Origin of the sequence: Candidatus Pelagibacter sp. HIMB1485 (assembly GCF_052048055.1) — a bacterium.
Lineage (GTDB): Bacteria > Pseudomonadota > Alphaproteobacteria > Pelagibacterales > Pelagibacteraceae > Pelagibacter.
The window spans coordinates 176,103-198,317 of sequence record NZ_JBNAIN010000002.1 but is presented as its reverse complement, the minus strand read 5'-3'; the positions used below and the strand labels follow the sequence as shown (position 1 = coordinate 198,317).

General features: G+C 30.9%; 28 protein-coding genes. 18 read left to right on the top strand and 10 right to left on the bottom strand.

Annotated elements, in window-relative coordinates:
• The first annotated feature begins 32 nt into the window (after nt 1-32).
• Genes ACTTA4_RS03555 through ACTTA4_RS03510 form a run of 10 tightly spaced genes read left to right on the top strand, consistent with a single transcriptional unit; the run spans nt 33 to nt 10,448 of the window.
• Nucleotides 33-602, top strand: coding sequence for a TRAP transporter small permease subunit (locus tag ACTTA4_RS03555; protein ID WP_262590473.1), 570 nt, complete (start codon nt 33-35; stop codon nt 600-602).
• A 1-nt stretch (nt 603) separates the two neighbouring features.
• Nucleotides 604-1,926 carry a TRAP transporter large permease gene (locus tag ACTTA4_RS03550; protein ID WP_440614168.1) on the top strand — a complete coding sequence of 441 codons (1,323 nt, stop codon included), beginning with the start codon at nt 604-606 and terminating at the stop codon, nt 1,924-1,926.
• On the top strand, nt 1,923-2,792 hold the full coding sequence (locus ACTTA4_RS03545) for an NAD(P)-dependent oxidoreductase (RefSeq protein ID WP_440633551.1): 870 nt from the start codon (nt 1,923-1,925) through the stop codon (nt 2,790-2,792). The genes ACTTA4_RS03550 and ACTTA4_RS03545 overlap by 4 nt, the downstream gene beginning before the upstream one ends.
• Nucleotides 2,789-3,532, top strand: a complete 744-nt coding sequence (locus tag ACTTA4_RS03540; RefSeq protein ID WP_440633550.1) for an SDR family oxidoreductase — start codon at nt 2,789-2,791, stop codon at nt 3,530-3,532. Before ACTTA4_RS03545 ends, ACTTA4_RS03540 begins: the two co-directional genes overlap by 4 nt.
• Before the next feature lie 21 nt (nt 3,533-3,553).
• Complete coding sequence (locus ACTTA4_RS03535; protein ID WP_440614171.1) at nt 3,554-4,396, top strand: fumarylacetoacetate hydrolase family protein; 843 nt, start codon at nt 3,554-3,556, stop codon at nt 4,394-4,396.
• Nucleotides 4,397-4,402: 6 nt separating this feature from the next.
• Entirely contained in the window at nt 4,403-5,575 is a 1,173-nt protein-coding gene (locus ACTTA4_RS03530; RefSeq protein WP_440633549.1) for a mandelate racemase/muconate lactonizing enzyme family protein, read from the top strand.
• Entirely contained in the window at nt 5,568-6,479 is a 912-nt protein-coding gene (locus ACTTA4_RS03525; protein WP_440633548.1) for an SMP-30/gluconolactonase/LRE family protein, read from the top strand. Before ACTTA4_RS03530 ends, ACTTA4_RS03525 begins: the two co-directional genes overlap by 8 nt.
• On the top strand, nt 6,454-9,144 hold the full coding sequence (gene ppc / locus ACTTA4_RS03520; protein WP_440633547.1) for a phosphoenolpyruvate carboxylase: 2,691 nt from the start codon (nt 6,454-6,456) through the stop codon (nt 9,142-9,144). The genes ACTTA4_RS03525 and ppc overlap by 26 nt, the downstream gene beginning before the upstream one ends.
• Nucleotides 9,145-9,852: a cytochrome c biogenesis CcdA family protein gene (locus tag ACTTA4_RS03515; protein ID WP_440618235.1), complete on the top strand. Its 708-nt coding sequence runs from the start codon at nt 9,145-9,147 to the stop codon at nt 9,850-9,852. It abuts the gene before it with no gap.
• A gap of 8 nt (nt 9,853-9,860) precedes the next feature.
• Entirely contained in the window at nt 9,861-10,448 is a 588-nt protein-coding gene (locus tag ACTTA4_RS03510; protein ID WP_440633546.1) for an FMN-dependent NADH-azoreductase, read from the top strand.
• Here the strand turns inward: ACTTA4_RS03510 and ACTTA4_RS03505 are convergent.
• A complete protein-coding gene (locus ACTTA4_RS03505) occupies nt 10,438-11,541 on the bottom strand; it encodes a TauD/TfdA family dioxygenase (protein WP_440633545.1) in 1,104 nt (367 codons plus the stop codon). The two genes, ACTTA4_RS03510 and ACTTA4_RS03505, sit on opposite strands and share 11 nt — an antisense overlap.
• A gap of 67 nt (nt 11,542-11,608) precedes the next feature.
• Here ACTTA4_RS03505 and ACTTA4_RS03500 point away from each other — a divergent pair, with 67 nt between their 5' ends.
• The 3 genes from ACTTA4_RS03500 to ACTTA4_RS03490 are packed head-to-tail and all read left to right on the top strand — an operon-like array spanning nt 11,609 to nt 13,348.
• Entirely contained in the window at nt 11,609-12,415 is an 807-nt protein-coding gene (locus ACTTA4_RS03500; RefSeq protein WP_262590483.1) for an inositol monophosphatase family protein, read from the top strand.
• Nucleotides 12,412-12,975 carry a DUF924 family protein gene (locus ACTTA4_RS03495; protein WP_440633544.1) on the top strand — a complete coding sequence of 188 codons (564 nt, stop codon included), beginning with the start codon at nt 12,412-12,414 and terminating at the stop codon, nt 12,973-12,975. The genes ACTTA4_RS03500 and ACTTA4_RS03495 overlap by 4 nt, the downstream gene beginning before the upstream one ends.
• A 1-nt stretch (nt 12,976) precedes the next feature.
• Nucleotides 12,977-13,348 (top strand): DUF952 domain-containing protein, encoded by a 372-nt coding sequence (locus ACTTA4_RS03490; RefSeq protein ID WP_440618239.1) that lies wholly within the window; start codon nt 12,977-12,979, stop codon nt 13,346-13,348.
• On the opposite strand, the gene ACTTA4_RS03485 is transcribed toward ACTTA4_RS03490, so the two are convergent.
• The 7 genes from ACTTA4_RS03485 to ACTTA4_RS03455 all read right to left on the bottom strand — a co-directional run bounded on the left by ACTTA4_RS03485 (nt 13,327) and on the right by ACTTA4_RS03455 (nt 15,890).
• On the bottom strand, nt 13,327-13,662 hold the full coding sequence (locus ACTTA4_RS03485) for a DMT family transporter (RefSeq protein ID WP_440614179.1): 336 nt from the start codon (nt 13,660-13,662) through the stop codon (nt 13,327-13,329). The genes ACTTA4_RS03490 and ACTTA4_RS03485 overlap by 22 nt on opposite strands.
• Before the next feature lies 1 nt (nt 13,663).
• Nucleotides 13,664-13,996 carry a DMT family transporter gene (locus ACTTA4_RS03480; protein WP_440618240.1) on the bottom strand — a complete coding sequence of 111 codons (333 nt, stop codon included), beginning with the start codon at nt 13,994-13,996 and terminating at the stop codon, nt 13,664-13,666.
• Nucleotides 13,997-14,034: 38 nt separating this feature from the next.
• Nucleotides 14,035-14,355 (bottom strand): nuclear transport factor 2 family protein, encoded by a 321-nt coding sequence (locus ACTTA4_RS03475; protein ID WP_075505086.1) that lies wholly within the window; start codon nt 14,353-14,355, stop codon nt 14,035-14,037.
• A gap of 13 nt (nt 14,356-14,368) precedes the next feature.
• Complete coding sequence (locus tag ACTTA4_RS03470) at nt 14,369-14,692, bottom strand: GYD domain-containing protein (RefSeq protein WP_075505873.1); 324 nt, start codon at nt 14,690-14,692, stop codon at nt 14,369-14,371.
• Nucleotides 14,693-14,765: 73 nt separating this feature from the next.
• The gene (locus ACTTA4_RS03465) at nt 14,766-15,047 is read right to left on the bottom strand and encodes a hypothetical protein (protein ID WP_440618241.1); all 282 of its coding nucleotides are present in this window, start codon (nt 15,045-15,047) and stop codon (nt 14,766-14,768) included.
• 26 nt (nt 15,048-15,073) lie between these two features.
• Nucleotides 15,074-15,448, bottom strand: a complete 375-nt coding sequence (locus ACTTA4_RS03460) for a hypothetical protein (RefSeq protein ID WP_440633543.1) — start codon at nt 15,446-15,448, stop codon at nt 15,074-15,076.
• 13 nt (nt 15,449-15,461) lie between these two features.
• Nucleotides 15,462-15,890, bottom strand: a complete 429-nt coding sequence (locus ACTTA4_RS03455) for a hypothetical protein (RefSeq protein WP_440614184.1) — start codon at nt 15,888-15,890, stop codon at nt 15,462-15,464.
• Between the two features lie 163 nt (nt 15,891-16,053).
• Here ACTTA4_RS03455 and ACTTA4_RS03450 point away from each other — a divergent pair, with 163 nt between their 5' ends.
• The gene (locus ACTTA4_RS03450) at nt 16,054-16,470 is read left to right on the top strand and encodes a hypothetical protein (protein ID WP_075505089.1); all 417 of its coding nucleotides are present in this window, start codon (nt 16,054-16,056) and stop codon (nt 16,468-16,470) included.
• Here the strand turns inward: ACTTA4_RS03450 and ACTTA4_RS03445 are convergent.
• Nucleotides 16,467-17,468 carry a cysteine synthase A gene (locus ACTTA4_RS03445; RefSeq protein ID WP_440633542.1) on the bottom strand — a complete coding sequence of 334 codons (1,002 nt, stop codon included), beginning with the start codon at nt 17,466-17,468 and terminating at the stop codon, nt 16,467-16,469. The genes ACTTA4_RS03450 and ACTTA4_RS03445 overlap by 4 nt on opposite strands.
• Complete coding sequence (epsC, locus tag ACTTA4_RS03440) at nt 17,461-18,045, bottom strand: serine O-acetyltransferase EpsC (protein WP_262590495.1); 585 nt, start codon at nt 18,043-18,045, stop codon at nt 17,461-17,463. Before epsC ends, ACTTA4_RS03445 begins: the two co-directional genes overlap by 8 nt.
• Nucleotides 18,046-18,118: 73 nt before the next feature.
• On the opposite strand from epsC, the gene ACTTA4_RS03435 reads away from it, so the two are divergent.
• The 4 genes from ACTTA4_RS03435 (at nt 18,119) to ACTTA4_RS03420 (ending at nt 22,209) form a co-directional block, all read left to right on the top strand.
• Nucleotides 18,119-18,529: a VOC family protein gene (locus ACTTA4_RS03435; RefSeq protein WP_145595791.1), complete on the top strand. Its 411-nt coding sequence runs from the start codon at nt 18,119-18,121 to the stop codon at nt 18,527-18,529.
• A gap of 92 nt (nt 18,530-18,621) precedes the next feature.
• Entirely contained in the window at nt 18,622-19,584 is a 963-nt protein-coding gene (locus tag ACTTA4_RS03430) for an ABC transporter substrate-binding protein (protein ID WP_440633541.1), read from the top strand.
• 68 nt (nt 19,585-19,652) lie between these two features.
• Nucleotides 19,653-20,714, top strand: a complete 1,062-nt coding sequence (locus ACTTA4_RS03425; protein ID WP_440633540.1) for a quaternary amine ABC transporter ATP-binding protein — start codon at nt 19,653-19,655, stop codon at nt 20,712-20,714.
• Nucleotides 20,704-22,209 (top strand): ABC transporter permease, encoded by a 1,506-nt coding sequence (locus tag ACTTA4_RS03420; protein WP_440633539.1) that lies wholly within the window; start codon nt 20,704-20,706, stop codon nt 22,207-22,209. The genes ACTTA4_RS03425 and ACTTA4_RS03420 overlap by 11 nt, the downstream gene beginning before the upstream one ends.
• The last annotated feature ends 6 nt before the right edge of the window (nt 22,210-22,215 follow it).

The window sequence follows — 22,215 nt, the reverse complement described above, 5'->3', positions numbered from 1 at the left end:
GCCCTTCGAATAAAATCTAAAATTTTTACTCAATGATAGATAAAGAGTTACAAGAACAAAACGAAAAAGTAGCGAGTAAAGATGATTTTCCAATTAATTGGATTGATAGAGTTTCCTTATTTTTAAGTCACACAATAAAATATTTAATTCCTGTAATTGTAATTGTGATGATGTATGAAATTTTTATGAGATATGTTTTATTTAAGCCAACCTTGTGGGCAAATGAGTTATGTTTGTGGCTTGCTGGTGTTTGCTATTTGGTTGGTGGAATATACGCAACAAGATTAAGAAGCCATATTAGAATAGTTTTACTTTACGACTGGGTTGGAAGACCAACTCAAAGAATTTTTGACTTAATTAGTACTATAATTATTGTTCTTTTTGCTACAGCAGTAATTTATGGTGGATGGGAAGATGCACATAGATCTTTTACTACCTGGGAGAGATTTGCAACTTATTGGGATCCTCCAATTCCAGCTACAATGAAACCACTTACACTTTTATGTGTATTTCTTATAGCAGTTCAATCTGTAAATAACCTAATCATTGATTGGAGAAATCCAAAAGAGAAACAATACGACCCTTCTAAAGAATTAAAGTAAGATGGAATTTGAAATAGGAACACTCTCGATAATATTAATAGTTGGATTATTAGCACTGATATCTATTGGTGTTCCGATGGGATTTGCATCAGGTTTCATGGGTGCAGTACTAGTATTTTTATACATAGGTGAGCATGCATTAGGAATATTGCTTTCAAGGTATTACTCACTGGTTGTTACTTATTCATTTTTATCAGTACCTTTGTTTATCTTTATGGCCTCCTTGCTCGAACGCTCTAATATTGCACGAGATCTTTATGATGCATTAAACGCGTGGTTAAGAAAAACTAGAGGTGGAGTAGGTGTAGTTACTGCAATCATGGCAACCATCATGGCTGCAATGAGTGGAATTATTGGAGGAGAAATAGTTTTATTAGGATTAATTGCATTACCACAAATGTTAAGACTTAAATATGATCAAGACATGTCTATTGGTATTATTTGTGCATCTGGATCTTTAGGAACAATGATACCTCCATCAATTGTTTTAATTATTTATGGATTAACAACAGAGACTTCTATTACGATGTTATTCCAAGAAGCAATTGTTCCAGGTTTAATGATCTCAGGTTTAATTATTACATACATTCTTATTAGAACAAGATTACAGCCTCATTTAGCTCCATTAAGTGATGAGCCGGCTTTAACTTTAAAAGAAAAAATGTCTTACCTACCAGGTCTACTTCCGCCAATTGGAATTGTAATTATTGTATTAGGTTCAATTTATTCTGGAATGACCGGTATTACTGAGGCAGCAGGAATGGGTGTTGTTGCTACTTTAATTATTATTTTTGCAAGAAAAGAACTGACATGGTTTTTATTTAAGGATGCATTAACAAGAACTTTCAAAGCATCTGGAACTATTTTGACAATTACATTTGGTGCAACAGTTTTAGCGGGAGCTTATTCTCTTGCTGGTGGCCCAAAATACGTTGCAGAAACAATTTTAGCTTATGATTTAAAACCAATGTATTTAATTTTTATGATGCAGATTATGTTTTTAATCATGGGAGCATTTATGGATTGGGTTGGAATTGTATTGTTAGCAATGCCAGTATTTTTACCTATAGTACTTGCACTTGGTTTTGATCCGATTTGGTTTGGAATATTATTCTGTGTAAATATGCAGGTTTCATTTTTAAGCCCACCATTTGGACCCGCTGCTTTCTATTTAAAATCAGTTGCTCCTCCACATATATCTTTAACAGATATCTTTAGAGGTTTTGCTCCATTTATAGTTATTCAGTTAATTGTATTAGCATGTGTTATGTTCTTCCCAGAAATAATGACACAAAATTTCCACGAGTTTAAACCAAAACCATGATAACAATTGGATTTATTGGAACAGGCCTAATGGGCCTACCAATGGCAAAAAATATATTAAAATCTGGATTTAAATTAAAAGCTTTCAATCGATCAATAGAAAAAGCAGAACCCTTAAAAGAGTTTGGTGCAGAAATTTCAAAAACAATAAGTGATGTAGTTAAAGATAGTGATTTTGTCATTACCATGTTAACTGATGATAGTGCTGTAGATGCAATAACTTCTAGTTCAGATTTTCTAGACAATTTAAAATCAGGCTCAACAGTCATTGATATGAGTTCTGTAAAACCTACGACAGCAACAAAACACGGAACTAATTTAAAATCAAAAAATGTAAATTATTTAGATGCACCAGTTTCAGGAGGAACAATCGGAGCAGAAGAAGCTTCTCTAGCCATCATGGTTGGCGGTGAACAAATTATTTTTGATAATTCAGAAAAAATTTTAAAAGCAATGGGAAACCCAACATTGGTTGGACCTATTGGAAGTGGACAAGTATCAAAACTAGCAAATCAAATTGTTGTTGGAGTTACAATAGGAGCTGTTGCAGAAGCCATAACATTATGTGAAAAAGCTGGAGCAGATCCAAATAAATTAATCAAAGCTCTTTCAGGTGGATGGGCGGATAGTAAAATACTTCAAACACATGGAAAAAGAATGATTGATAAAGATTTTAGCCCTAAGGGCAAGACCTATACTCATTTGAAAGATATGAATAATATTTTAGAATGTGCAAATTCTTATAATACTCATTTACCTATTTCAAATTTAGTTAAAGAAATGTATAAAACCTTAGTTGATAATGGTCATGGTAACACTGATCACAGTTCACTTTATAACGAGATTGAAAGGATAAATAAAAAATGAGCGGAAGACTTAATGGGAAACAAATTGTTGTAACAGCAGCAGGACAAGGAATTGGAAAAGCAACAGCAATTGCATTTCATAAAGAAGGAGCTCATGTAACGGCTACAGATTTAAACGATAAAACTTTAACAGAATTAAATAAAGAATATCCAGATATTAAAGTTACCAAATTAGACTCAACTGATAACAACGCTATCTTAGAATTTACTAAAACTCTTGATAAAGTAGATGTATTATTTAATGCAGTTGGATTTGTTCACCATGGAACAATATTGGAATGTGAAGAAAAAGATTGGGATTTTTCTTCTAATGTAAACGTCAAGTCGATGTATTTTATGTGTAAAGCTATTTTACCTTTAATGGTCAAACAAAATGGTGGAAGTATTATTAATATATCTTCATGTGCATCTAGCTTTAAAGGTTTTCCAAATAGATTTGTTTATGGGACAACTAAAGGTGCTGTTATCGGTTTAACCAAAGCAATTGCAGCAGATTTTGTGAAACAAAATATCAGATGTAATTCAATTGCTCCTGGAACAGTTTATTCACCTTCTTGGCAAGATAGGGTAAATCAAAGTCCAGATCCTGTTCAAGCAAAAAAAGATTTTATAGCAAGACAACCTATGGGAAGATTAGGTACCGCAGAAGAGATTGCTGCAGTTGCAGTTTATCTAGCAAGTGATGATGCAACATTTACAACAGGAAGTACAATTCATGTTGATGGTGGAATTTCAATATAATTTAATAACAAAAGGACAATTATGAAATTATTAAGAGTAGGCCAAAAAGGACAAGAAAAACCAGCAGCTTTAGACAAAGATGGTAAAATTAGAGATATAAGTTCACATATTTCAGATTTAAATCCTGATCATTTAAATTTTGAAACTATTTCAAAATTACAAAGCGCTGATTTGTCATCTCTTCCAGAAATATCTTCAAGTGAAAGAATTGGTTCATGTATTACTAAACCAGGAAAATTTATTGCAATTGGTTTAAACTTTTCAGATCACGCTGCTGAAACAGGAGCAGAAGTTCCATCTGAGCCAATTACTTTTATGAAAGCAACAAGTTGTATCAATGGTCCTAACGATGATATCGAAATTGTGTCTGGTTCAAAAAAATTAGACTGGGAAGTAGAATTAGGAATTGTAATTGGAAAACATACAAAACATATTTCAGAAGCTCAATCACAAGATCACATCTTAGGATATTGTTTAGTAAACGATATTAGTGAAAGAGAATGGCAAATAGAAAAAATGGGTCAATGGGTAAAAGGAAAATCTCATGACACGTATGGACCAATTGGACCTTACTTGGTAACCAAAGATGAAATTGCTGACATTAATAATTTAAAAATGAGTTTAGATGTTAACGGTCAAAGAATGCAGACTGGAAATACTAATACTATGATTTTTAATGTTAACGTTATTGTATCTTATTTAAGTAAATTTATGTCATTACAGCCAGGTGATATAATTACAACTGGTACACCTCCAGGAGTTGGTATGGGAATGAAGCCACAACAATTCTTGAAAGCTGGTGATACAATGAGATTATCAATTGAAAATTTAGGAGAGCAAAACTCTAAAGTAGTTGCTTTATAATCTTTTGTGAAAATAACTTCTATTAAAAGTCATGTACTTAAATATGAGTTAGAGAAAGAACTAGGTTATTCACAACAATATTATAAACACCGAACAGCCCATTTGGTTGAAGTACAAACTGACGAAGGCATTACGGGATGGGGTGAATGTTTTGGTCCAGGTAATATTACTTTAGCCAATAAGGTCATTGTTGAAAAGGTAATTCAGCCTTTAATAATAGGTGAAAACCCTTTGAATAAAGAACATATCTGGCAAAAAGTTTACAATCTTTTAAGAGATAGTGGTCAAAAAGGAATGCCAATACAAGCTTTGTCAGGAGTTGACATAGCTCTATGGGATATCTTAGGAAAAAAAACAAACTCTCCTCTTTACCAACTTGTTGGTGGGAAATGTAATAATGAAGTTCCTGTTTATGGATATGGAATGATGTTACAAAAAAAATCAGTGGATGAACTAATTCCGTTGTTTGAAGAAGAAGCTAAACAGATTAAATCAAAAAATTTTAAAGCGATGAAAATGAAGGTTGGATTAGGTCCAAAAGAAGATTTAAAGTTAGTTCAAGCAGTTAGAAATTCTATAGGTGAAGATTTTAAATTAATGGTGGATGCTAACCATGCTTATAATTTGAAAGATGCTCTTTATGTTGGAAAAGGACTTGATGAACTAGATGTTTATTGGTTTGAAGAACCTGTCGCTCCCGAAGATTACAACGGTTATCGAGAATTGAAAAAAAATATATCAACTAGTGTAGCTGGAGGTGAGGCAGAATTTACAAAGTATGGATGGAATAAATTAATTACCAATAATTGCATTGATATAGCTCAACCAGAAGTATGTGGATTAGGAGGTATTACAGAATATTTGAAAGTTGCAGCCTTGGCGCAGGCTAACTTTGTTCCTGTAATTAATCATGTTTGGGGATCTGCTGTAAGTATAGCGGTAAATCTTCATTTATTGACTGCACAACCAGATATGCCAGGGGGATTATTCCCAACAAAATCTATGCTAGAATTTGATACAACAGAGAAAAATATCTTTATTACAGATCTACCAAAAGAAAATTTTTCAATTTTAGATCAAGTTAAAAACAATAATGGATTTGCATCAGTGACAGACAATGTAGGTATTGGTATAAATCCTAATGAGGACTTTATTAAGGAGTTTGAAGTAAATGAATAAAATTAAAACTACAGAGCCAAAACCTATTTGGAAAATAAGATGTACTTTAGGTGAAGGAACACTTTGGGTTAAAGAACACAACTCAATTTATTTTGTTGATATAAAGAAAAAGAAAATTTGTTCTTTAAATATTAAAAATAAAAAAAAGAAAATATTTAAAGTAAATAAAGAAGTAGGTTTCATTGCTCATGTAAGAGATGATATATTTATTTTAGGATTGCAGGGTGAAATAAGAATTCAAAATTTAAAATCAAAAAAAGTTTTAAAATCGATACCTATAGAACCTAAATTAAAATTGAATAGAATAAACGATGGTAAAACAGATCCTGCTGGAAATCTTTGGTTTGGAACTATGGATAACTTAGAGAGAAAAATTGAAAAAGGATCTTTGTATAAATTAGATAAAAATCTTAAATTAACTAGAGTTGATAAAAATTATAGAATTACAAATGGCCCAGCATTTATTGATCAATATAATTTTTACCACACTGATAGTCCTAAAAAAACTATCTATAAAATTAAGATAAATAAAAATAATAAAATAATTAGTAAAAAAATATTTAAAAAGTTAACTCCTGAAGAAGGAGTTCCAGATGGAATGACTGTAGATAAAAATAAAAATTTATGGGTTGCCCATTTTCGTGGGGCATGTGTTTCAGTATTTAATAGTAGAGCAAAATTAATTCACAGAATTAAGTTTCCAGCCAAAAATATTACTAATTGTGCGTTTGGTGGTAAGAATAATCAAGAACTGTACGTTTCAACAGCTACAAAAGGAATGGACAAGGCTGATTTGCGAAAATTTAGATATTCAGGATTCTTTTTTGGTGTAAAAACAAACACAAAAGGAGTTTTACAAAAAAAATTTATTTTAAGTAATGAAGCAGAGAGATCTTTACTATGAACGAATACCTACTAAGCTTTTAAGAGAAGATATAAGATTATTAGGAACTTTTCTTGGAAGAGTAATTAAAGATCAAGAAGGCACAAAATTTTTTAATATTGTTGAGCGATTAAGATTATTATCTAAAAACACCTTATTAGATAAAAATAAAAGTAAGGTATTTTCCAAAATTTCAAAAGACATAAGAAAGCTTTCACCTGAAATTACATTTAAGGTCACTCGAGCTTTTTCACATATTCTAAATTTAATGAATTTAGCTGAGTCGTTAGATGCTTCTAGAAAACTTAATGAATACGACAATCCATATTTTAAGAATAAAAAACAAAATCTATTTATTGAAGATATAATCAACAGTCTATTTAAAAATAGAAAAATCTCTGACAAAAAAATTTATGATCAGGCAACAAAACTTGATATTGGAATAGTTCTCACCGCACATCCAACAGAAGTTAAGAGAAGAACACTAATTCAAAAATACGCAAATTTAACCACTTTGATGGAGCAACGCCATCTTTATAAAAAATACCCTGCAAAGATTATTGAAATTGATCGAAAACTATATTCGGAGATAGCTATTATTTGGAAAACTGATGAACTAAAAAGAACCAAGCCATCACCACTTGATGAAGCTAGATGGGGCTTGGCTGTAATAGAAGATAGTTTATGGGATACAATTCCAAGAGTTTATAAAAGGTTGAATGATATTTTTAGAAAAAACTTAAATAAAGATCTTCCTAGAAACTTTAATCCTATTCAATTTGGTTCGTGGATGGGTGGAGATAGAGATGGAAATCCAAATGTTACATCTGAAGTAACAAAAAAAGTAATTTTATTTTCAAGATGGCAAGCTGCAAAGTTATACGAAAGAGAGCTCACAAAATTAATTCAAGATTTATCAATGGAAGAATGTTCTAATAAAATTAAAAAAGTTACTGGAAATAGTTTTGAACCATATAGAGTTTATTTAAGACCTTTAAGAGATAAAGTAAGAAGAACACATCAGTTAATCGAAGCACATATAAATTACGATAAACCATTAGATGAAAATAAATTACTAAAAGATAAGTATGAAATTATAAACCCATTAAGAGAAGTTAGAACTTCCTTAAACATGCACAAAGGTCAACATATAGCAAATGCAGATTTGTTGGATTTGATAAGAAGAGTTAGATGTTTTGGAATAAATTTAGCAAGATTAGATATCAGGCAGGAGTCTGATAGACATGAAAAACTTTTAAATGAAATATTTAAAAAGAAAAATAAAATAAATTATTCACAATTACCTGAAGAAAAGAAAATTGAATTACTTAATAAATCAATAAAACAAAAAAAATCTTTTGTTAATAAAATTAATTTAAGAGACAAAGAGAATTTAGAAGTTTGGAAAACATTTAAACAAATATCTAAAGAGCCAGAACAATGTATGGGTGCGTATGTAATTTCAATGACTTCAAAAGCATCTGATATTTTATCTGTTTATTTATTGCAATTACAGGCCGAAACAAAGAATTTGTTAAGAGTAGTACCACTTTTTGAAACTTTAGATGATTTAAAGAATGCCAATGGTGTTATGCAAAATTTATTTAAACTTCCTTGGTACAGAAAAATGATCAACTCAAAACAAGAGGTAATGATTGGATATTCAGACTCTAGTAAAGATGCGGGAAAACTATCTGCAAGTTGGCATCAATACAAACTTCAAGAAGAACTTAGAAATTTAGCTAAAAAATATAAAATAGATCTTGTATTTTTCCATGGAAGAGGAGGATCTCCAGGAAGAGGAGGAGGACCAATTCAGGCAACTCTTAAATCTCAACCATCTGGAACAGTAAATGGAAAAATTAGAATTACTGATCAAGGAGAGGTGATACAACAAAAATATGGATATAAACCTTTAGCTGAATACAACCTATGTAGTTATATCGGTGCAGTAATGGAGGCAACTCTAAATCCACCTCCTAGATCAAAACCAAATTGGCGAGAGCTTATTCAAAAAATGTCTGAGATTTCTACATCTGCTTACAGAAAGTATTTAAATCAAAGTGAAGATTTTATTAGATATTTTAAAACTGTTACTCCACATAAATCTCTTGGAAAACTTGCAATTGGTTCAAGACCCACCAAGAGAAAAAATGTTGATAATATTCAAAGTTTAAGGGCAATTCCCTGGGTATTTGCATGGACACAAATTAGATTAATGCTACCTGCATGGCTTGGTACAACTGAGGCTTTGAGATATGGATCAATAAAAAAATTTAAAAAAACTATGACAGACATGGAGAGGAACTGGCCTTATTTTGTATCAACAATGGATATTTTGGACATGGTGATTTCAAAGGTTGATCCTGAAATATCAGTGATTTATGAAAATAATTTAGCTGACAAATCTTTGATAAGAATTGGAAAAAGATTAAGGTTTCAATTTGATGCATTGGTCAAATTGCACAATAAAATTACTCCAAAAGAAGTTATAAAAGAGAGAAAAGAGTTTAGAAAAGCATTATTTATCAGAAACAACTACACTGAGATGCTAAACATTCTTCAGGCAAATATAATGAATAAATTAACAAATAAAAAATATAAAAATTTAGATAAGAAATATTTAGACGATGCTTTAATGACATCTATTGCAGGAATTTCTGCAGCAATGAAAAACACTGGATAGATGATTGAATATTTAATTGCTTTTGGGGCAGGGTTAATAAGTTTTTTATCTCCTTGTGTTTTACCCTTAATCCCTGGATACATTTCTTATATCTCAGGTCAGTCACTACAAGAAATTTTAAATAAAAAACAAACAAATATTTTCCCATTGATTTTATTTTGTCTAGGGTTTTCAACTGTATTTGTTATCTTAGGAGCATCTGCATCTTTTTTAGGACAAGCACTTTTACAAAATTCAGAAATATTAAGAATTTTAGCTGGAATTATAATTGTAATTTTTTCTCTTCAATTAATTGGAATTATTAATATTTCGTATTTAAACTTTGAAAAAAGATTTGATGCAAAAGAATCAAGAAATATTCTTTTTCCATATGTAATTGGTGTTGCTTTTGGTTTCGGTTGGACACCATGTATTGGTCCAATTTTAGGATCAATTTTAGCTTTAGCATCTATCGAAGAAACATTATCAAAAGCAGTCATAATGTTAATTTTTTATTCTTTAGGTTTGGCTATACCATTTGTTTTATCAGGATATTTAATTCAAAGATTTTTATTATTTTCTAAAAACTTTAAGAAGAATATTAATTTAATATCAAAAATAGGTGGAATAACTTTATTAATAACTGGAATTTTGATTTTAACTAATCAATTGCAAGCAGTTGGTTTTTATATAATTAAAATCTTTCCTTTTATGCAAAATTTTGGTTAGTGTGTTTTATGAAAATTTATCAAATAGATTCAAGCGCTAGAAAAAAAGGCTCAACATCAAGAGCATTAGCAAAAAAACTTTTGGAAAAAATCAAAAAACCAGAGGATGAAGTAATTTATAGAGATTTAGATGATGAAATGCTTTTTGTAAGTGGCTTAACAGAATCTGGAATGAAAATTGATGAGAAGGATCAAACTGCAGAACATAAGAAAATGTTTGAACTTTCTGACAAGCTTGTAAAAGAATTAAAAGAGAGTGATATTATTATAATTTCAGCTCCAATATATAATTACGGACCACCCGCAACTCTTAAAGCTTGGTCAGATTTAGCTGCAAGAATAGGGGAAACCTTTAAATTTAAACCTAATGGTAGAAGAGAAGGGTTATTAAAAAATAAAAAAGCATACCTTGTAATTACTTCTGGCGGAACAAAACTAAATAGCTCAGAAGATTTTTTAACGCCTTGGTTAAAATTTATTTTAAATTTTTTTGGAATTGAAAAAGTTGAAGTTATAAGCGCTGATCAAATGGCCTTAGATTATGAAAAATCTATTAGGGATGCAGAAGCTCAAATAGAAAATATTTCTACAAATTAAACTTTCTTTTTAAGTGTCTTAATTTTCCTTCGGTACTATCGTAGTCTATATAGCAACCTTGTAAAAATCTTTCTCCTTCATTAGCATCATAAACTGTTCGTCCATGAAGCAACCTATGATTATCCATCATCATTAAATCTTTTGGGACAAGTTTAAATTCTATTCTATATTTATCTGAATTGTACATTTCAGACAGTTTTTTTCTTGCTTGATAGTATAAATCTAATTCTTCTTTATCTAAGATTGGAACAAAATCTAATCTTGGACTAAATCTTACTTGCTTAAAATTTTTATACTCATCTAATTCAATTAAAGGACATAAAGATTCTAAAATTACTTCTTTATCAATAAATTTAAATCTTACTTTTACTTCTGTTAAGATTTTATAATAATCAGGATAACTTTTTTTTAAATCTTCAGTAACAGTATATCCATCAACCAATGTAGAATATCCTCCTGAAACTTTACTTTCTATGCAATGCAAAAGTTGGATACATGGTACAGGGTTTCGATATGGATTATCTGTGTGCGGTGCAAGAGCTAAAGAAGTATATGCAAGATCATTAGGGTCAGGTTTTGATTTAACATCAAAATATTCTCCAAAGTTTGTTCGTCTAACACTGCCTATTGAGTTTGCAAACTCAACAATATAATTTTTATTTGTTGGTATATTTTTAATTACAACAAATCCAAACTTATAGAAAGAAACGAGTAAGTCATGCATTTCTTTACTTTCATAAAAATTATCTTGGTATTCAAAATTTTTGATATTGCTTAAACTGGAATCCCATTTAGTTTTTTCTATAGATTTTATAACTGTATCTTCTTTTGAGAATTCTAAAGCAATTTTATTAAGATTAAGCCTAGAACTAATTCCATCATTAAAGTTGACTTCTAAAAATTCCTCATGAATGGAGGCTTTATTAATGATTATATCATCACTCAAACTAGTTGGGTCAAAAAGTCTTTGTTGAGTTCCTTTATCAACAAATTCTTCACCATCCACTCTTTCTCTTAACCAAAAAGGATGTATTTCTTTTTTTTCAGTACCATTATTGAAGTAGACTTTATTTTCGTGAAGCTCAATTTTCATAAATAATCATTGAGCATTATTTAAAATTTAACTTTAATCAATATAAATTAAATAGTATGAGTTCTTTGTGAATAATTTTGATACAAAAAAATATCCAGTATTTTCAAGTTTTTTAAACCAGTTAGCAAAAGATCTAACAAAATTTTATTATGCTAAGTTGGATAAGCCATTCAAGATAACCAACAAGATGAAAGGTAAAGGTTACGATCCAGTAACTACATCTGACAAAGCTTTTGAAAAGTTTATAAGGTCTAAAATTTCTAAAAGATTTCCAGATCATCAAATTATAGGTGAGGAGTATGGTCACAAAAATACCAAAAGTGAATTTTCATGGGTAATAGATCCAATTGATGGAACTAGATCATATGTTGTTGGTAATCCTAGTTGGAGTAATTTGATTTCATTAAATTATAATGGGGAGCCAATTTTAGGATTAGCAAATTTTCCTAAAATGAAAAAATATTACTTAAATGTAAATAAAAACACCGCATACGTTTTTGAAAATAATAAAAAAAGAAAACTAAAAGTTAATTCTAAATTAAATTTTGCAAATTCGAAATTAGCTGCAGCTTTTCATAATCAATTAACCTTAAAACAACAATCCAAAATTCAAAAATTTATTAAAAGAATGCAATTTCCATGTTTTGATGCTTTAACATATTGTCAACTAGCTGAAGGTAGATTGGAAATGGTTGCACAGTGTGCAAACAAAATTTGGGACATTCATCCAATAATGCCAATAGTGAGAGCAAGTGGAGCCATAGTAACTACTTGGGGTAATAGAAATCCTGTTGTAGGAGGAAATATTATTGTCTCAAATAATAAAGCAAATCATAAACAAATATTAAAATTATTAAAGCCTTTAGCTGAATGATACCAGAACGAGCGCAATCAATTTTAGATTTCTGGTTTAAAGAAACTCCTTTTGAAATGAGATTTAAGAAGGACGATAAATTTGATCAAAAGATAAAAAAAAAATTTTTAAATGATTATGAGCTTGCTTGTCAAAATGAATATGATGATTGGCAGGATAATCCCATGAGCTGTTTAGCTTTAGTAATTTTGTTTGATCAATTTTCAAGAAATATATTTAGAGATAATAAAAAAGCATTTGCTCAAGATCAAAAAACTAGATTGATAGTAAATGATGCAGTGTATTCTGGATATTTAGAAGCTATGAATGTTGATCAAAGACTTTTTATGCTTTTACCTTTAATTCATAGTGAAGAAATTAGTGATCATGAAATGGCTTATTACTTATTAAATAAATATTTAAGGGAACATGAAGGATACAATAAGATTAAAAAATTTTGGCAAGACCACACCAAAACTATTAGACAATTTCATAGATATCCTCATAGAAATGAAATTTTAGGAAGAGAGTCTACTGAAGAAGAACTAGAATTTTTAAAAGGACCGAACTCTTCCTGGTAAAATGAATTTAGAATTTATTTTTAAAGTTATAGATAAAGAAGAATGGCAAAAAGCTAAGCAATTTGGAACTTATGGTGGATCTGAAAAAGATATTAAAGATGGCTATATTCATTTCTCAGAAGAAGATCAGGTCGAGGAAACCTTAAAAAAACATTTTCCAAATAAAGAAAACCTTGTTTTGCTTAGAGTAAATGCTTTTAAACTTGAGCACTTACTTTGGGAACAAGCATCAAATGGTGATATGTACCCACATTTATATTCTCCATTAGATATAACTACTGTTGTTAATGAATATGAACTATCTTTAAATGAAGATGGAAGTTATCAACTTCCAGACATTTTAAAAAAATATCAATTTAATCGACCTAAGTAATTAACCATTACTACACCAATAATAATCAAAGCAATTCCAATTATCCCATAAACATTAGGAACTTGATTAAATTTTAATACAGCAAAAAGAACAACTCCTGTTACTGTCAAACCACTATAAATTGAATAGGCAAATCCAACAGGTATTGCATGCATAGCTTTTGCAATTGAAAACATTGTAATACACATAAAAAGGATACATAAAATTGAAGGAGTTAGCTTTGTAAAACCTTCAGAGATTTTAGCAAAACTGTTTGAAGCTATTCCAAAAATTATACCGTTAGCTAAAAACAAATATCCTATAAGAGGTTTCATATTATTTACTACCTAACAAATTAACCATTAAAACTCCAATGATAATAAATGCTAATCCGATCATGGAGTAAAGGTTCGGAACTTGATTATATTTAATTACACCTACTATAACTGTTGCAATGATTGTTAATCCTGCAAATGAAGCGTAAGTGATACCCATTGGTATATTCTTCATCACCAATGAAAGCGCATACATGCACAATACAATTGTAATTGCGGTAATTATACTTGGGAAGAGAAGAGTGAAACCTTCAGCACTTTTAGCAAAACTATTTGAAGTAACTCCTAGGAATACAGCAACACCTAGGAACAAGTATGAAGTAGCGAGACTCATTTAATAATATTAAATGAAATCCCGCTAAATATATATAATTATTTAGGCATTGGAGTAGCACCAGTTTCTAAACTAACAATTTTTCCATTGTCATATTTATAAACTGCCATTACAGCTTCAACATTTCCATCATTAAATGTAACAAAAGCATGATGAATTCCAACTTCATCATTCTCGTAAACAATTCTAACTTTATCTTGATTGATGTCACCACTCATTGCCCATTTGATAACATCACCTTTAGTTAAAACATTTCCTGATTTATGCATTGTAAATTTAAAATCATCATGCAAAAGCTCATTCATCGCTGCTTCGTCTTTATTTTTTAATGCAGCACTATATTTTTCTAAGATAGACATTTATTCCTTTCTTTTATTCACCTGGTTTTTTAAAGTTTTTTCCAGCATCTGCAGCTTTGTTGAAAGTTTTATTATAATCAAATACTTCATGAATCATAATATCTTCCATTAAACCTGCATTCATAATTGCAACTTTCATTCCAAGAACACTTTCGTAATCACCTTCAATCACGTTAATTACATCAAATCTTCCTCGAACCCATTCATAACTGTGAAATTTTACTCCAACAGTATCACAAATAGCTTTGATAGCTGCTCCTCTGTCTGCATTAGGATCACTTTGCATTCTTAAAGCAAGATCACGACTTATCTTTCCAATAATATAAAATTTAGACATTTTTTCTCCTGTTGCTTAATTTAATAATTAAAGTCTAGCAGAGATAATCCAACATGTGGAGTCTCTGTTCTTTTTATACTTTAGCTAACTCGTAAATTTCATAACCATCCATTACTTCATCAAATACAGGTTTTGAAACTGGGTTTGACCCATCCATAAATGAATGAAGTGCTGCCATATCATGAACTACAATTTTAAACATTACTGTTGATTTATCAGGTGAAACACTAGCTATTGTTTTAGTAACATCAGCTACTTTTTTTCTTTCAGCCATACCTTCATCTGATTGCATAAAGCTCATAAACTTTTCAAAGCATCCTTCTTTTAATTTTCCTACTACCAATATATCTTTCATTTTTTTTCCCTTATCTTTATCTTTTATTAATATAGAGTTTGAACTACTTTCTTAACTCTATCTTCTCCATTAGGTACTGTTGAATTTATAAAGTCATGACAAGCGTTAGTTTTAGCCTCATCAAATTTAGATCCATAAAACTTATCAACAGCTTTGTTTACTCCTTCATCCCATTGCTTTTCAGGGACTCCAACTTCTAGGGCATAAGCTTTTAAAACTTTAACTGATGCCATAGATTTTTCTTTCATACTATATTCAAATGTTTCACCAATTGGCAAGAAATAGTTAGCCATATAAATACCACTACATTCCCAAGCTCTATTCTTGTCACTATCAGACATATCCGCATATGCAGAGGTCAGAAATAAAACACTGAATAAAATCACTATTATTTTTTTCATAATTTTCTTCTATTTATTTTATTGTAACAACAGTTGTTCCGGGAAAAGTATATCCCACAACATAACTAAATAGCATTTTTTGAAATTCTTGTATCATTGGCCATTTGCTTCCAAGCTCTTGGTGATTTTGAAAACCAGCAGGATTTTCATAATACTCAGTTAAAATAAAATACATATTTCCAGTCATACCTTGTGAAGGATCTGCAGGATTATTCCATTCAGGTCCTTTGATAACTGAATATGAATTTAATTTTTTTTCACCGGTCATTGGATGAGTTTCTTTCATCCATTTATGGTGCGTTTTTAACATTTCTTCGACTTTAGCAACATCACTAGCTGGAACTTTCAAAGTAATAGCAAACGCATTTGCTTTTGCATGGCCGTCAGCGTTAGCAATTGTAGTAAATAAACTAAGCATCAAAATTATTATTATTTTTTTCATTTTATCTTTCTTTTTAATTATTAATTATAAGTAACCGAAGACTGTTACATATTCATGACAAAGTCTCTCGTGTTTATAACGCGCGTCAGTTATGCAATTAAGGAGCACAAAAATTGCTGATTATGTTGTTTTATCTGATTATAAAATTTGATAGAGTTTTAATATGATCGAAAAGTTTAATGGAATTTTCTATTTAATAGTGTTCCTTGCCCATTTTATTGGAATAGGAGTTTATTGTTTTCAAACCATTGTTGGAACTAAAAAATTCATGGACAAATTTGAAATCGATCATAGTGCGGCAGTCATTGTTAGATTTGTAGGAGCTTTAATGCTTGGATGGGTAATCATGGCTCTTTATATAATGTTTGTTAGACCAAACGGAGTTGAAGATACTTGGGCATTTTTTACCTTAATAGTAATTATTCATGCATGTGTTTTTCTAACAAACTTTTATTCTATCAAAATTGATAAAACTGGAATAAATGAAAAAACTTCTAACGAAGGAATAATTGCTCCTGTTGTATTTCTAATTTTAAGTTCTATTCTTTGCTACGGTTTGGCAGATAAAATTTACGTTTAAAACCAAGAAGGTATTGGTAGACCTTTTTCTTCTAAGAATTTTTTATTAAACATTTTAGTTGCATACTTATCACTTCTGTCACAAAGAATAGTTACTATAGTTTTACCAGGTCCTAATTCTTTTCCCATTCTAATAGCGCCAGCAATATTTATTCCACAACTAGTTCCTAAACTTAGACCTTCATTTTGAATTAAATCATAAAGAATAGGTAGAGCTTCATGGTCATCAATAGAGTAAGCATCATCAATTTTAGCCTCACCAAAGTTTGCTGTAACTCTACTTGAACCAATTCCCTCTGTTATAGATCCTCCTTCAGATTTTAACTCTCCATTCTTTATATAATTATAAAGAGCAGAACCTTTGGGGTCTGAAAGGTAAATTTTGATATCTTTATTCTTTTCTTTTAATGCATTACTTACACCCGAAATGGTGCCACCAGTTCCAGATGAACACACAAAACCATCTACCTTACCATCTGTCTGTTCCCAGATCTCTTGACCTGTTCCCTCATAATGACCTTTTGCATTTGCAGTATTATCAAATTGATTAGCCCAAATAACTCCATTGTTATTTGAGGGTCTTAACTCATCTGCAAGTCTTGCAGCAATCTTTACAAAGTTATTGTCATCTTTATAGGGCTTCGGTTCAACTAATCTTAACTCAGCACCAAGGTTTCTTAGTAAATCTTTTTTTTCCTGAGTTTGATTGTTGTTCATTACAATAATAGTTTTGTAACCTAAAGAATTTCCCAAAAGACCTAATCCAATTCCAGTGTTACCGGCAGTACCTTCAACAACAGTTCCTCCTTTGGAGATTAATTTTTTTTCCTGTGCGTCTTTTATTAATGCAAGTGCAGCTCTATCTTTTACGGATCCACCTGGATTTAAAAATTCTGCCTTACCATAAATATTACATCCGGTAATTTCTGATGCAGCTCTAAGTTTTATAAGTGGAGTATTTCCAATCCCAGAAATAAAATCGTTTTGTGTATTATTCATTTTCTGATTTTTTATCACTATCAGGAGTAATTCCGTAAGGTTTAAATTCACTATCAGCTATTCCAACATTCTTAGCAGGAATTCCGACCATAACAGCATTCTCAGGAACATCTTTTGTAATTACAGCGTTTGCACCAATTTTTGCACATCGTCCAACAGTTACTGGACCTAACACTTGTGCTCCTGATCCAATGACTACTTCATCTTTAATTGTTGGATGTCTCTTCATGTTTCTTTGGTCATTTGAATTTATACTTGGTGCAATTCCACCTAATGTAACCATATGGTAGATAGTAACATTATCTCCAATATCTGAAGTTTCACCAATCACAACTCCCATGCCATGATCTATAAATAAATTTTTTCCAATTTTTGCATTAGGATGAATTTCAATTCCAGTTAAGAATCTTGAAAATTGAGAAATGATTCTTGCAACTAGATAAAATTTAGCAGTACTAAAAAAGTTTGCTATTCTATGAAAGAATACTGCTTTGACACCTGGATAGGTTAAAATCAAACTAAGCTTTGATTTTGCTGCAGGATCTCTATCAATTATCGATTGTAAATAATCATTCATTGTATTTTATGCTCACTTGAAATTTTAATAAGTGGCTTATATAGTCATTATATTCTGTTATTAAAGATTAATTATGTACAAAAACACTAATTGTTTTCATTTAGCTATACCTTGTGGTGATCTAGAGGTCGCAAAAAAATTTTATAGCGAAACTTTAGGATGTAGATTGGATAATTCTGCTCAAGAGTGGGCTGATGTTGACTTTTGGGGTAATGAATTAACACTTCATAAAAGTGATCATAAATTAGATAACGAAAGACATGATGTGGACATGGGAAATGTGTCTGTACCCCATTTTGGTGTACACTTATCTAGAAAAGATTTTGATGCACTTAAACAAAGATTAAAAGATAGTGGCACTAAATATTATGACGAACCATACTTAAGATTTAAAGGCACTAAGTATGAACAAGAAACATTCTTCGTAAAAGACCCTAACGAAAATATACTAGAGATTAAAACTCTTACATCTAACCCAGAATAGTAAAAATACATCTAATTTTTAGATACTTATTTTCTTTGACACCTTCTCTCAATTCGCGTTAGACTTTATTTATAAATAATTAAGGAGACATAATGAAAATAATCAAATCTACACTTGTAGCTGGATTAATTTCAATTTTATCAATTTTCTCTGCAAACGCTGAAAAAGTTAAAATTGGAGATCCAGGTTGGACAGGTGCAACTGCAATTGCAAATTTACTTGCTGCAGTAGTTATAGACAAAATGGGTGGTGAAGCAGAATTAGTTCCTGGAAACAATACTGCAATTTATGCAGCAATTGACAGAGGAAAAGGTGAAATCGATGTTCACCCTGATATTTGGTTACCAAACCAAGAAGCTTACACTAATGATTTAGTTCCAAAAGGAACTTTAAAATTAAGCAGCAAACCATATGAAGGAAACCAAGGTTACTGTGTTTCTCAACAGTTTGCAAAAAAAATGAATATTACAGCTATTGAAGACTTAGCTAGACCAGAAGTTGTTAAAGCAATGGACAGCGATGGAAATGGTAAAGGTGAGTTTTGGATTGGTGCTGATGGTTGGGCTTCTGCAAATGTTAACCAAGTTAAATTAAGAGACTATGGTTTATATGACGCTGGTATCGAAGAAGTTAGAGCTGCTGAAGCAGTTAAAAATGCAAGAGTACTAGACTCAATCAAAAAAGGTGAAGGTTATGCATTCTATTGTTACAAGCCTCATGCAATTTGGGGAATGGCTGACGTAGTAATGTTAACAGAACCAAAATATGATCCTGCAAAATATAAAATGATTCAACCTAAAGCAGATGCTGACTGGTACAAGAAATCTTATGTTGCATCAAAAGATGCTCTTAAGCAAATCCAAATCGGTTGGGCTACTTCTTTAGAGAGTCAATCACCAGCAATTGTAGAATTCTTTAAGAATTTTCAATTAACAGCTGATGATGTTTCTGCAATGGCTTATGCAGTTTCAGTTGAGAAAAAAGATCCAGCTGATGTAGCAAGAGCTTGGATGGAAGCAAATAAATCAACTGTAGACGGTTGGTTAGGACTATAATCTAAATCAAAATCTATACTCGGCAATTTAAGATTGCCGAGTATATTTTCCTATAATAAAAGACAAAAATGGATTCATCGAGTTCAGCAATACAAATTCAAAATGTTTGGAAAGTATTTGGTAATACTTCTAAAGAAGCATTAGATGCAATCCAAAATAAAAAAATTTCAAAAACAGAAGCTTTAGAAAATTACAACTCAGTTATTGGAGTTTCAGATGTTTCATTTGATGTTAAACAAGGTGAAATATTCTGTGTTATGGGGCTTTCTGGAAGTGGAAAATCTACATTAGTAAGGCATATTAATAGACTTTTAGAACCAACATCAGGAAAAATTTTAATTAATGGTCAAGATGTAATGGCCCTAGATAGAGAAAACCTTCAAGAATTAAGAAATAAAAAAATAGGTATGGTTTTTCAAAACTTTGCACTCATGCCTCATAGGTCTGTTGTTGATAATATTGCAATGCCGCTTGAGATAAGAGGTGTAAGCAAAAATGATAGATTAGATGCTGCAAATAAAATTTTAGAAATTGTAGAGCTGCAAGGTTGGGGTAATAAGTTTGCTCACGAACTATCTGGAGGAATGCAACAAAGGGTAGGTCTTGCAAGAGCACTAGCAGCTGATCCAGAATTTCTTTTGATGGACGAGCCTTTTAGTGCATTAGATCCACTGATAAGAAGACAGCTTCAAGCTGAGTTCATAAAACTCTCGAAACAAATGAAAAAAACCACAGTATTTATTACTCATGATTTAGATGAAGCAGTAAGAGTAGGACACAGAATTGCTATTATGAGAGATGGAAAAGTAATCCAAATAGGTACACCCGAAGAAATAGTTGTAAGTCCTGCAGACGAATATGTTGCTGACTTTGTAAAAGGAATTTCAAGACTTAAAGTTGTTCAAGCAAAAACAATTATGCAATCTATTGAGAGTTACGAAAGTGCTAATGAAAAATTAAATGAAAACAGCAATAGTGTTGGAGAAAATGAATTACTAAGCAAGCTCATAGAGTTATCAAAATCTAGCGAAGGACCATTGGTAGTTAAAGATAGTAATCAAAATAATATTGGTGTGTTAACACAATCAGATCTTTTAAAAGCGGTTATAGAAGGTGGAGATGGAGAATAAACAAATTCATAATCCAACCAGATCAGAATTAATTACAGATTTTGTAAAATCTAATCCTGAATATTATATTAAAGAATTTCAAAAAATTGGAAGCAAGCCTTCTTTTTCATTTTCATTTAATTTGTATGCTGGAATTCTAGGACCTATTTGGTTTGGAATGAGAAATATTTGGAATTGGGCTTTAGCTTTCTTAATTATAGAGACGTTTTCAGTTGTTCAAATTATTAGAGGTTTGTTTGGTAATATTACTAAAGAAGCTGTAGAAAAAATTAAACAAGTTGAGTCAACTATAGCTTTTAGAAACAAACAGTTAGAAGCAGCTATTACAAATAATCCAGACAAAGTTGAGGTTTATAAAAGAAATATCAAATCACTAGAGGATGCAATGCAAGGCTACATAGATGAAGTAGCAAGGATTGAGGCATCAGCTATTTGGATTACAATTTTTGGTATTGGATTGTTAATTGCCATTAAAATTGTTCAAGGAATACTAGCTAACTCGATATTAGAAAAAAGATATTCAGAATGGTTATCAGACAAAACTCTAAGACCTGGAATGCAAGTTAAGAATTTTGTCTCAAGTACAATGTTTGCTGCAGTTATTATGTTTTTTTCTGTAGTGCATTATAGTTTTCCAGGTGTCATTACATTAATGGATGATTTTCCAACTCATCCAGATATCAGGTTAACATCAATAAAATGGGTAGAAACAATCTTTGATTATGCAGTATTAAAAGGAGATGCGTTATTTACGGCAATAACTATAGGTATTAGATCAGTACTAGATTTCTTAGAGTTACTTTTTGTAAAAACTCCTTGGATAGTAATTATTACAACTATTGTAACCTTAACGGGATTAGCGGCAGGACCTAGAGCTGCAATATATTCAGCAGGATTTTTATGTTACATGGGATTTTTAGGTTTCTGGGTTAAAGCTATGACAACATTAGCTCTTTTAGGAACAGCAGCAGTATTAAGTATTGTAATTGGTATTCCTCTTGGAATTTTTTGTGCAAGGAGACAAAAATTTTATTCAATGATCAGACCAATTATGGATTTCATGCAAACAATGCCTGCTTTCGTATTCATGATTCCTGTAATAGCATTTTTTGGAACTGGAAAAGTTGCAGCAGTTATTATTACAATGATATTTGGTGGAACACCAGTTGTTAGATTAACTGTTCTTGGTTTAAGAGGAGTGCCAGAAACAATTAGAGAAGCTGCAATCGCTTATGGTGCATCCAAATGGTATTTGCTTAGAAAAGTAGATTTACCATTAGCAACTCCATCTATATTAGCAGGTGTTAACCAAACAGTAATGTTAAGTTTAGCAATGGTAGTTGTAGCATCATTAATTGGAGCCAAAGGTTTAGGTCAAGATGTATTAGAAGCACTTCAATACGCCAATGTAGGACAAGGTATTTTAGCAGGTGTTGCTATATTATTTGTAGCTCTTATTCTTGATAGAGTTGTTCAGGGTAGAAAAAGAGTTTAAGAAAAA

Excerpts from the sequence above, each read along its gene's own strand:
- ACTTA4_RS03485 (WP_440614179.1), bottom strand. The coding sequence starts at position 13,662 with ATGAAACCTCTTATAGGATATTTGTTTTTAGCTAACGGTATAATTTTT.
- ACTTA4_RS03470 (WP_075505873.1), bottom strand. The coding sequence starts at position 14,692 with ATGTCTAAATTTTATATTATTGGAAAGATAAGTCGTGATCTTGCTTTA.
- ACTTA4_RS03460 (WP_440633543.1), bottom strand. The coding sequence starts at position 15,448 with ATGAAAAAAATAATAGTGATTTTATTCAGTGTTTTATTTCTGACCTCT.
- ACTTA4_RS03555 (WP_262590473.1), top strand. The coding sequence starts at position 33 with ATGATAGATAAAGAGTTACAAGAACAAAACGAAAAAGTAGCGAGTAAA.
- ACTTA4_RS03510 (WP_440633546.1), top strand. The coding sequence starts at position 9,861 with ATGAAAATTTATCAAATAGATTCAAGCGCTAGAAAAAAAGGCTCAACA.
- ACTTA4_RS03480 (WP_440618240.1), bottom strand. The coding sequence starts at position 13,996 with ATGAGTCTCGCTACTTCATACTTGTTCCTAGGTGTTGCTGTATTCCTA.
- ACTTA4_RS03420 (WP_440633539.1), top strand. The coding sequence starts at position 20,704 with ATGGAGAATAAACAAATTCATAATCCAACCAGATCAGAATTAATTACA.
- epsC (WP_262590495.1), bottom strand. The coding sequence starts at position 18,045 with ATGAATGATTATTTACAATCGATAATTGATAGAGATCCTGCAGCAAAA.
- ACTTA4_RS03535 (WP_440614171.1), top strand. The coding sequence starts at position 3,554 with ATGAAATTATTAAGAGTAGGCCAAAAAGGACAAGAAAAACCAGCAGCT.
- ACTTA4_RS03455 (WP_440614184.1), bottom strand. The coding sequence starts at position 15,890 with ATGAAAAAAATAATAATAATTTTGATGCTTAGTTTATTTACTACAATT.
- ACTTA4_RS03450 (WP_075505089.1), top strand. The coding sequence starts at position 16,054 with ATGATCGAAAAGTTTAATGGAATTTTCTATTTAATAGTGTTCCTTGCC.
- ACTTA4_RS03550 (WP_440614168.1), top strand. The coding sequence starts at position 604 with ATGGAATTTGAAATAGGAACACTCTCGATAATATTAATAGTTGGATTA.
- ACTTA4_RS03515 (WP_440618235.1), top strand. The coding sequence starts at position 9,145 with ATGATTGAATATTTAATTGCTTTTGGGGCAGGGTTAATAAGTTTTTTA.
- ACTTA4_RS03540 (WP_440633550.1), top strand. The coding sequence starts at position 2,789 with ATGAGCGGAAGACTTAATGGGAAACAAATTGTTGTAACAGCAGCAGGA.
- ACTTA4_RS03465 (WP_440618241.1), bottom strand. The coding sequence starts at position 15,047 with ATGAAAGATATATTGGTAGTAGGAAAATTAAAAGAAGGATGCTTTGAA.
- ACTTA4_RS03475 (WP_075505086.1), bottom strand. The coding sequence starts at position 14,355 with ATGTCTATCTTAGAAAAATATAGTGCTGCATTAAAAAATAAAGACGAA.
- ACTTA4_RS03495 (WP_440633544.1), top strand. The coding sequence starts at position 12,412 with ATGATACCAGAACGAGCGCAATCAATTTTAGATTTCTGGTTTAAAGAA.
- ACTTA4_RS03525 (WP_440633548.1), top strand. The coding sequence starts at position 5,568 with ATGAATAAAATTAAAACTACAGAGCCAAAACCTATTTGGAAAATAAGA.
- ACTTA4_RS03545 (WP_440633551.1), top strand. The coding sequence starts at position 1,923 with ATGATAACAATTGGATTTATTGGAACAGGCCTAATGGGCCTACCAATG.
- ACTTA4_RS03445 (WP_440633542.1), bottom strand. The coding sequence starts at position 17,468 with ATGAATAATACACAAAACGATTTTATTTCTGGGATTGGAAATACTCCA.
- ACTTA4_RS03505 (WP_440633545.1), bottom strand. The coding sequence starts at position 11,541 with ATGAAAATTGAGCTTCACGAAAATAAAGTCTACTTCAATAATGGTACT.
- ACTTA4_RS03425 (WP_440633540.1), top strand. The coding sequence starts at position 19,653 with ATGGATTCATCGAGTTCAGCAATACAAATTCAAAATGTTTGGAAAGTA.
- ACTTA4_RS03435 (WP_145595791.1), top strand. The coding sequence starts at position 18,119 with ATGTACAAAAACACTAATTGTTTTCATTTAGCTATACCTTGTGGTGAT.
- ppc (WP_440633547.1), top strand. The coding sequence starts at position 6,454 with ATGAAGCAGAGAGATCTTTACTATGAACGAATACCTACTAAGCTTTTA.
- ACTTA4_RS03490 (WP_440618239.1), top strand. The coding sequence starts at position 12,977 with ATGAATTTAGAATTTATTTTTAAAGTTATAGATAAAGAAGAATGGCAA.
- ACTTA4_RS03430 (WP_440633541.1), top strand. The coding sequence starts at position 18,622 with ATGAAAATAATCAAATCTACACTTGTAGCTGGATTAATTTCAATTTTA.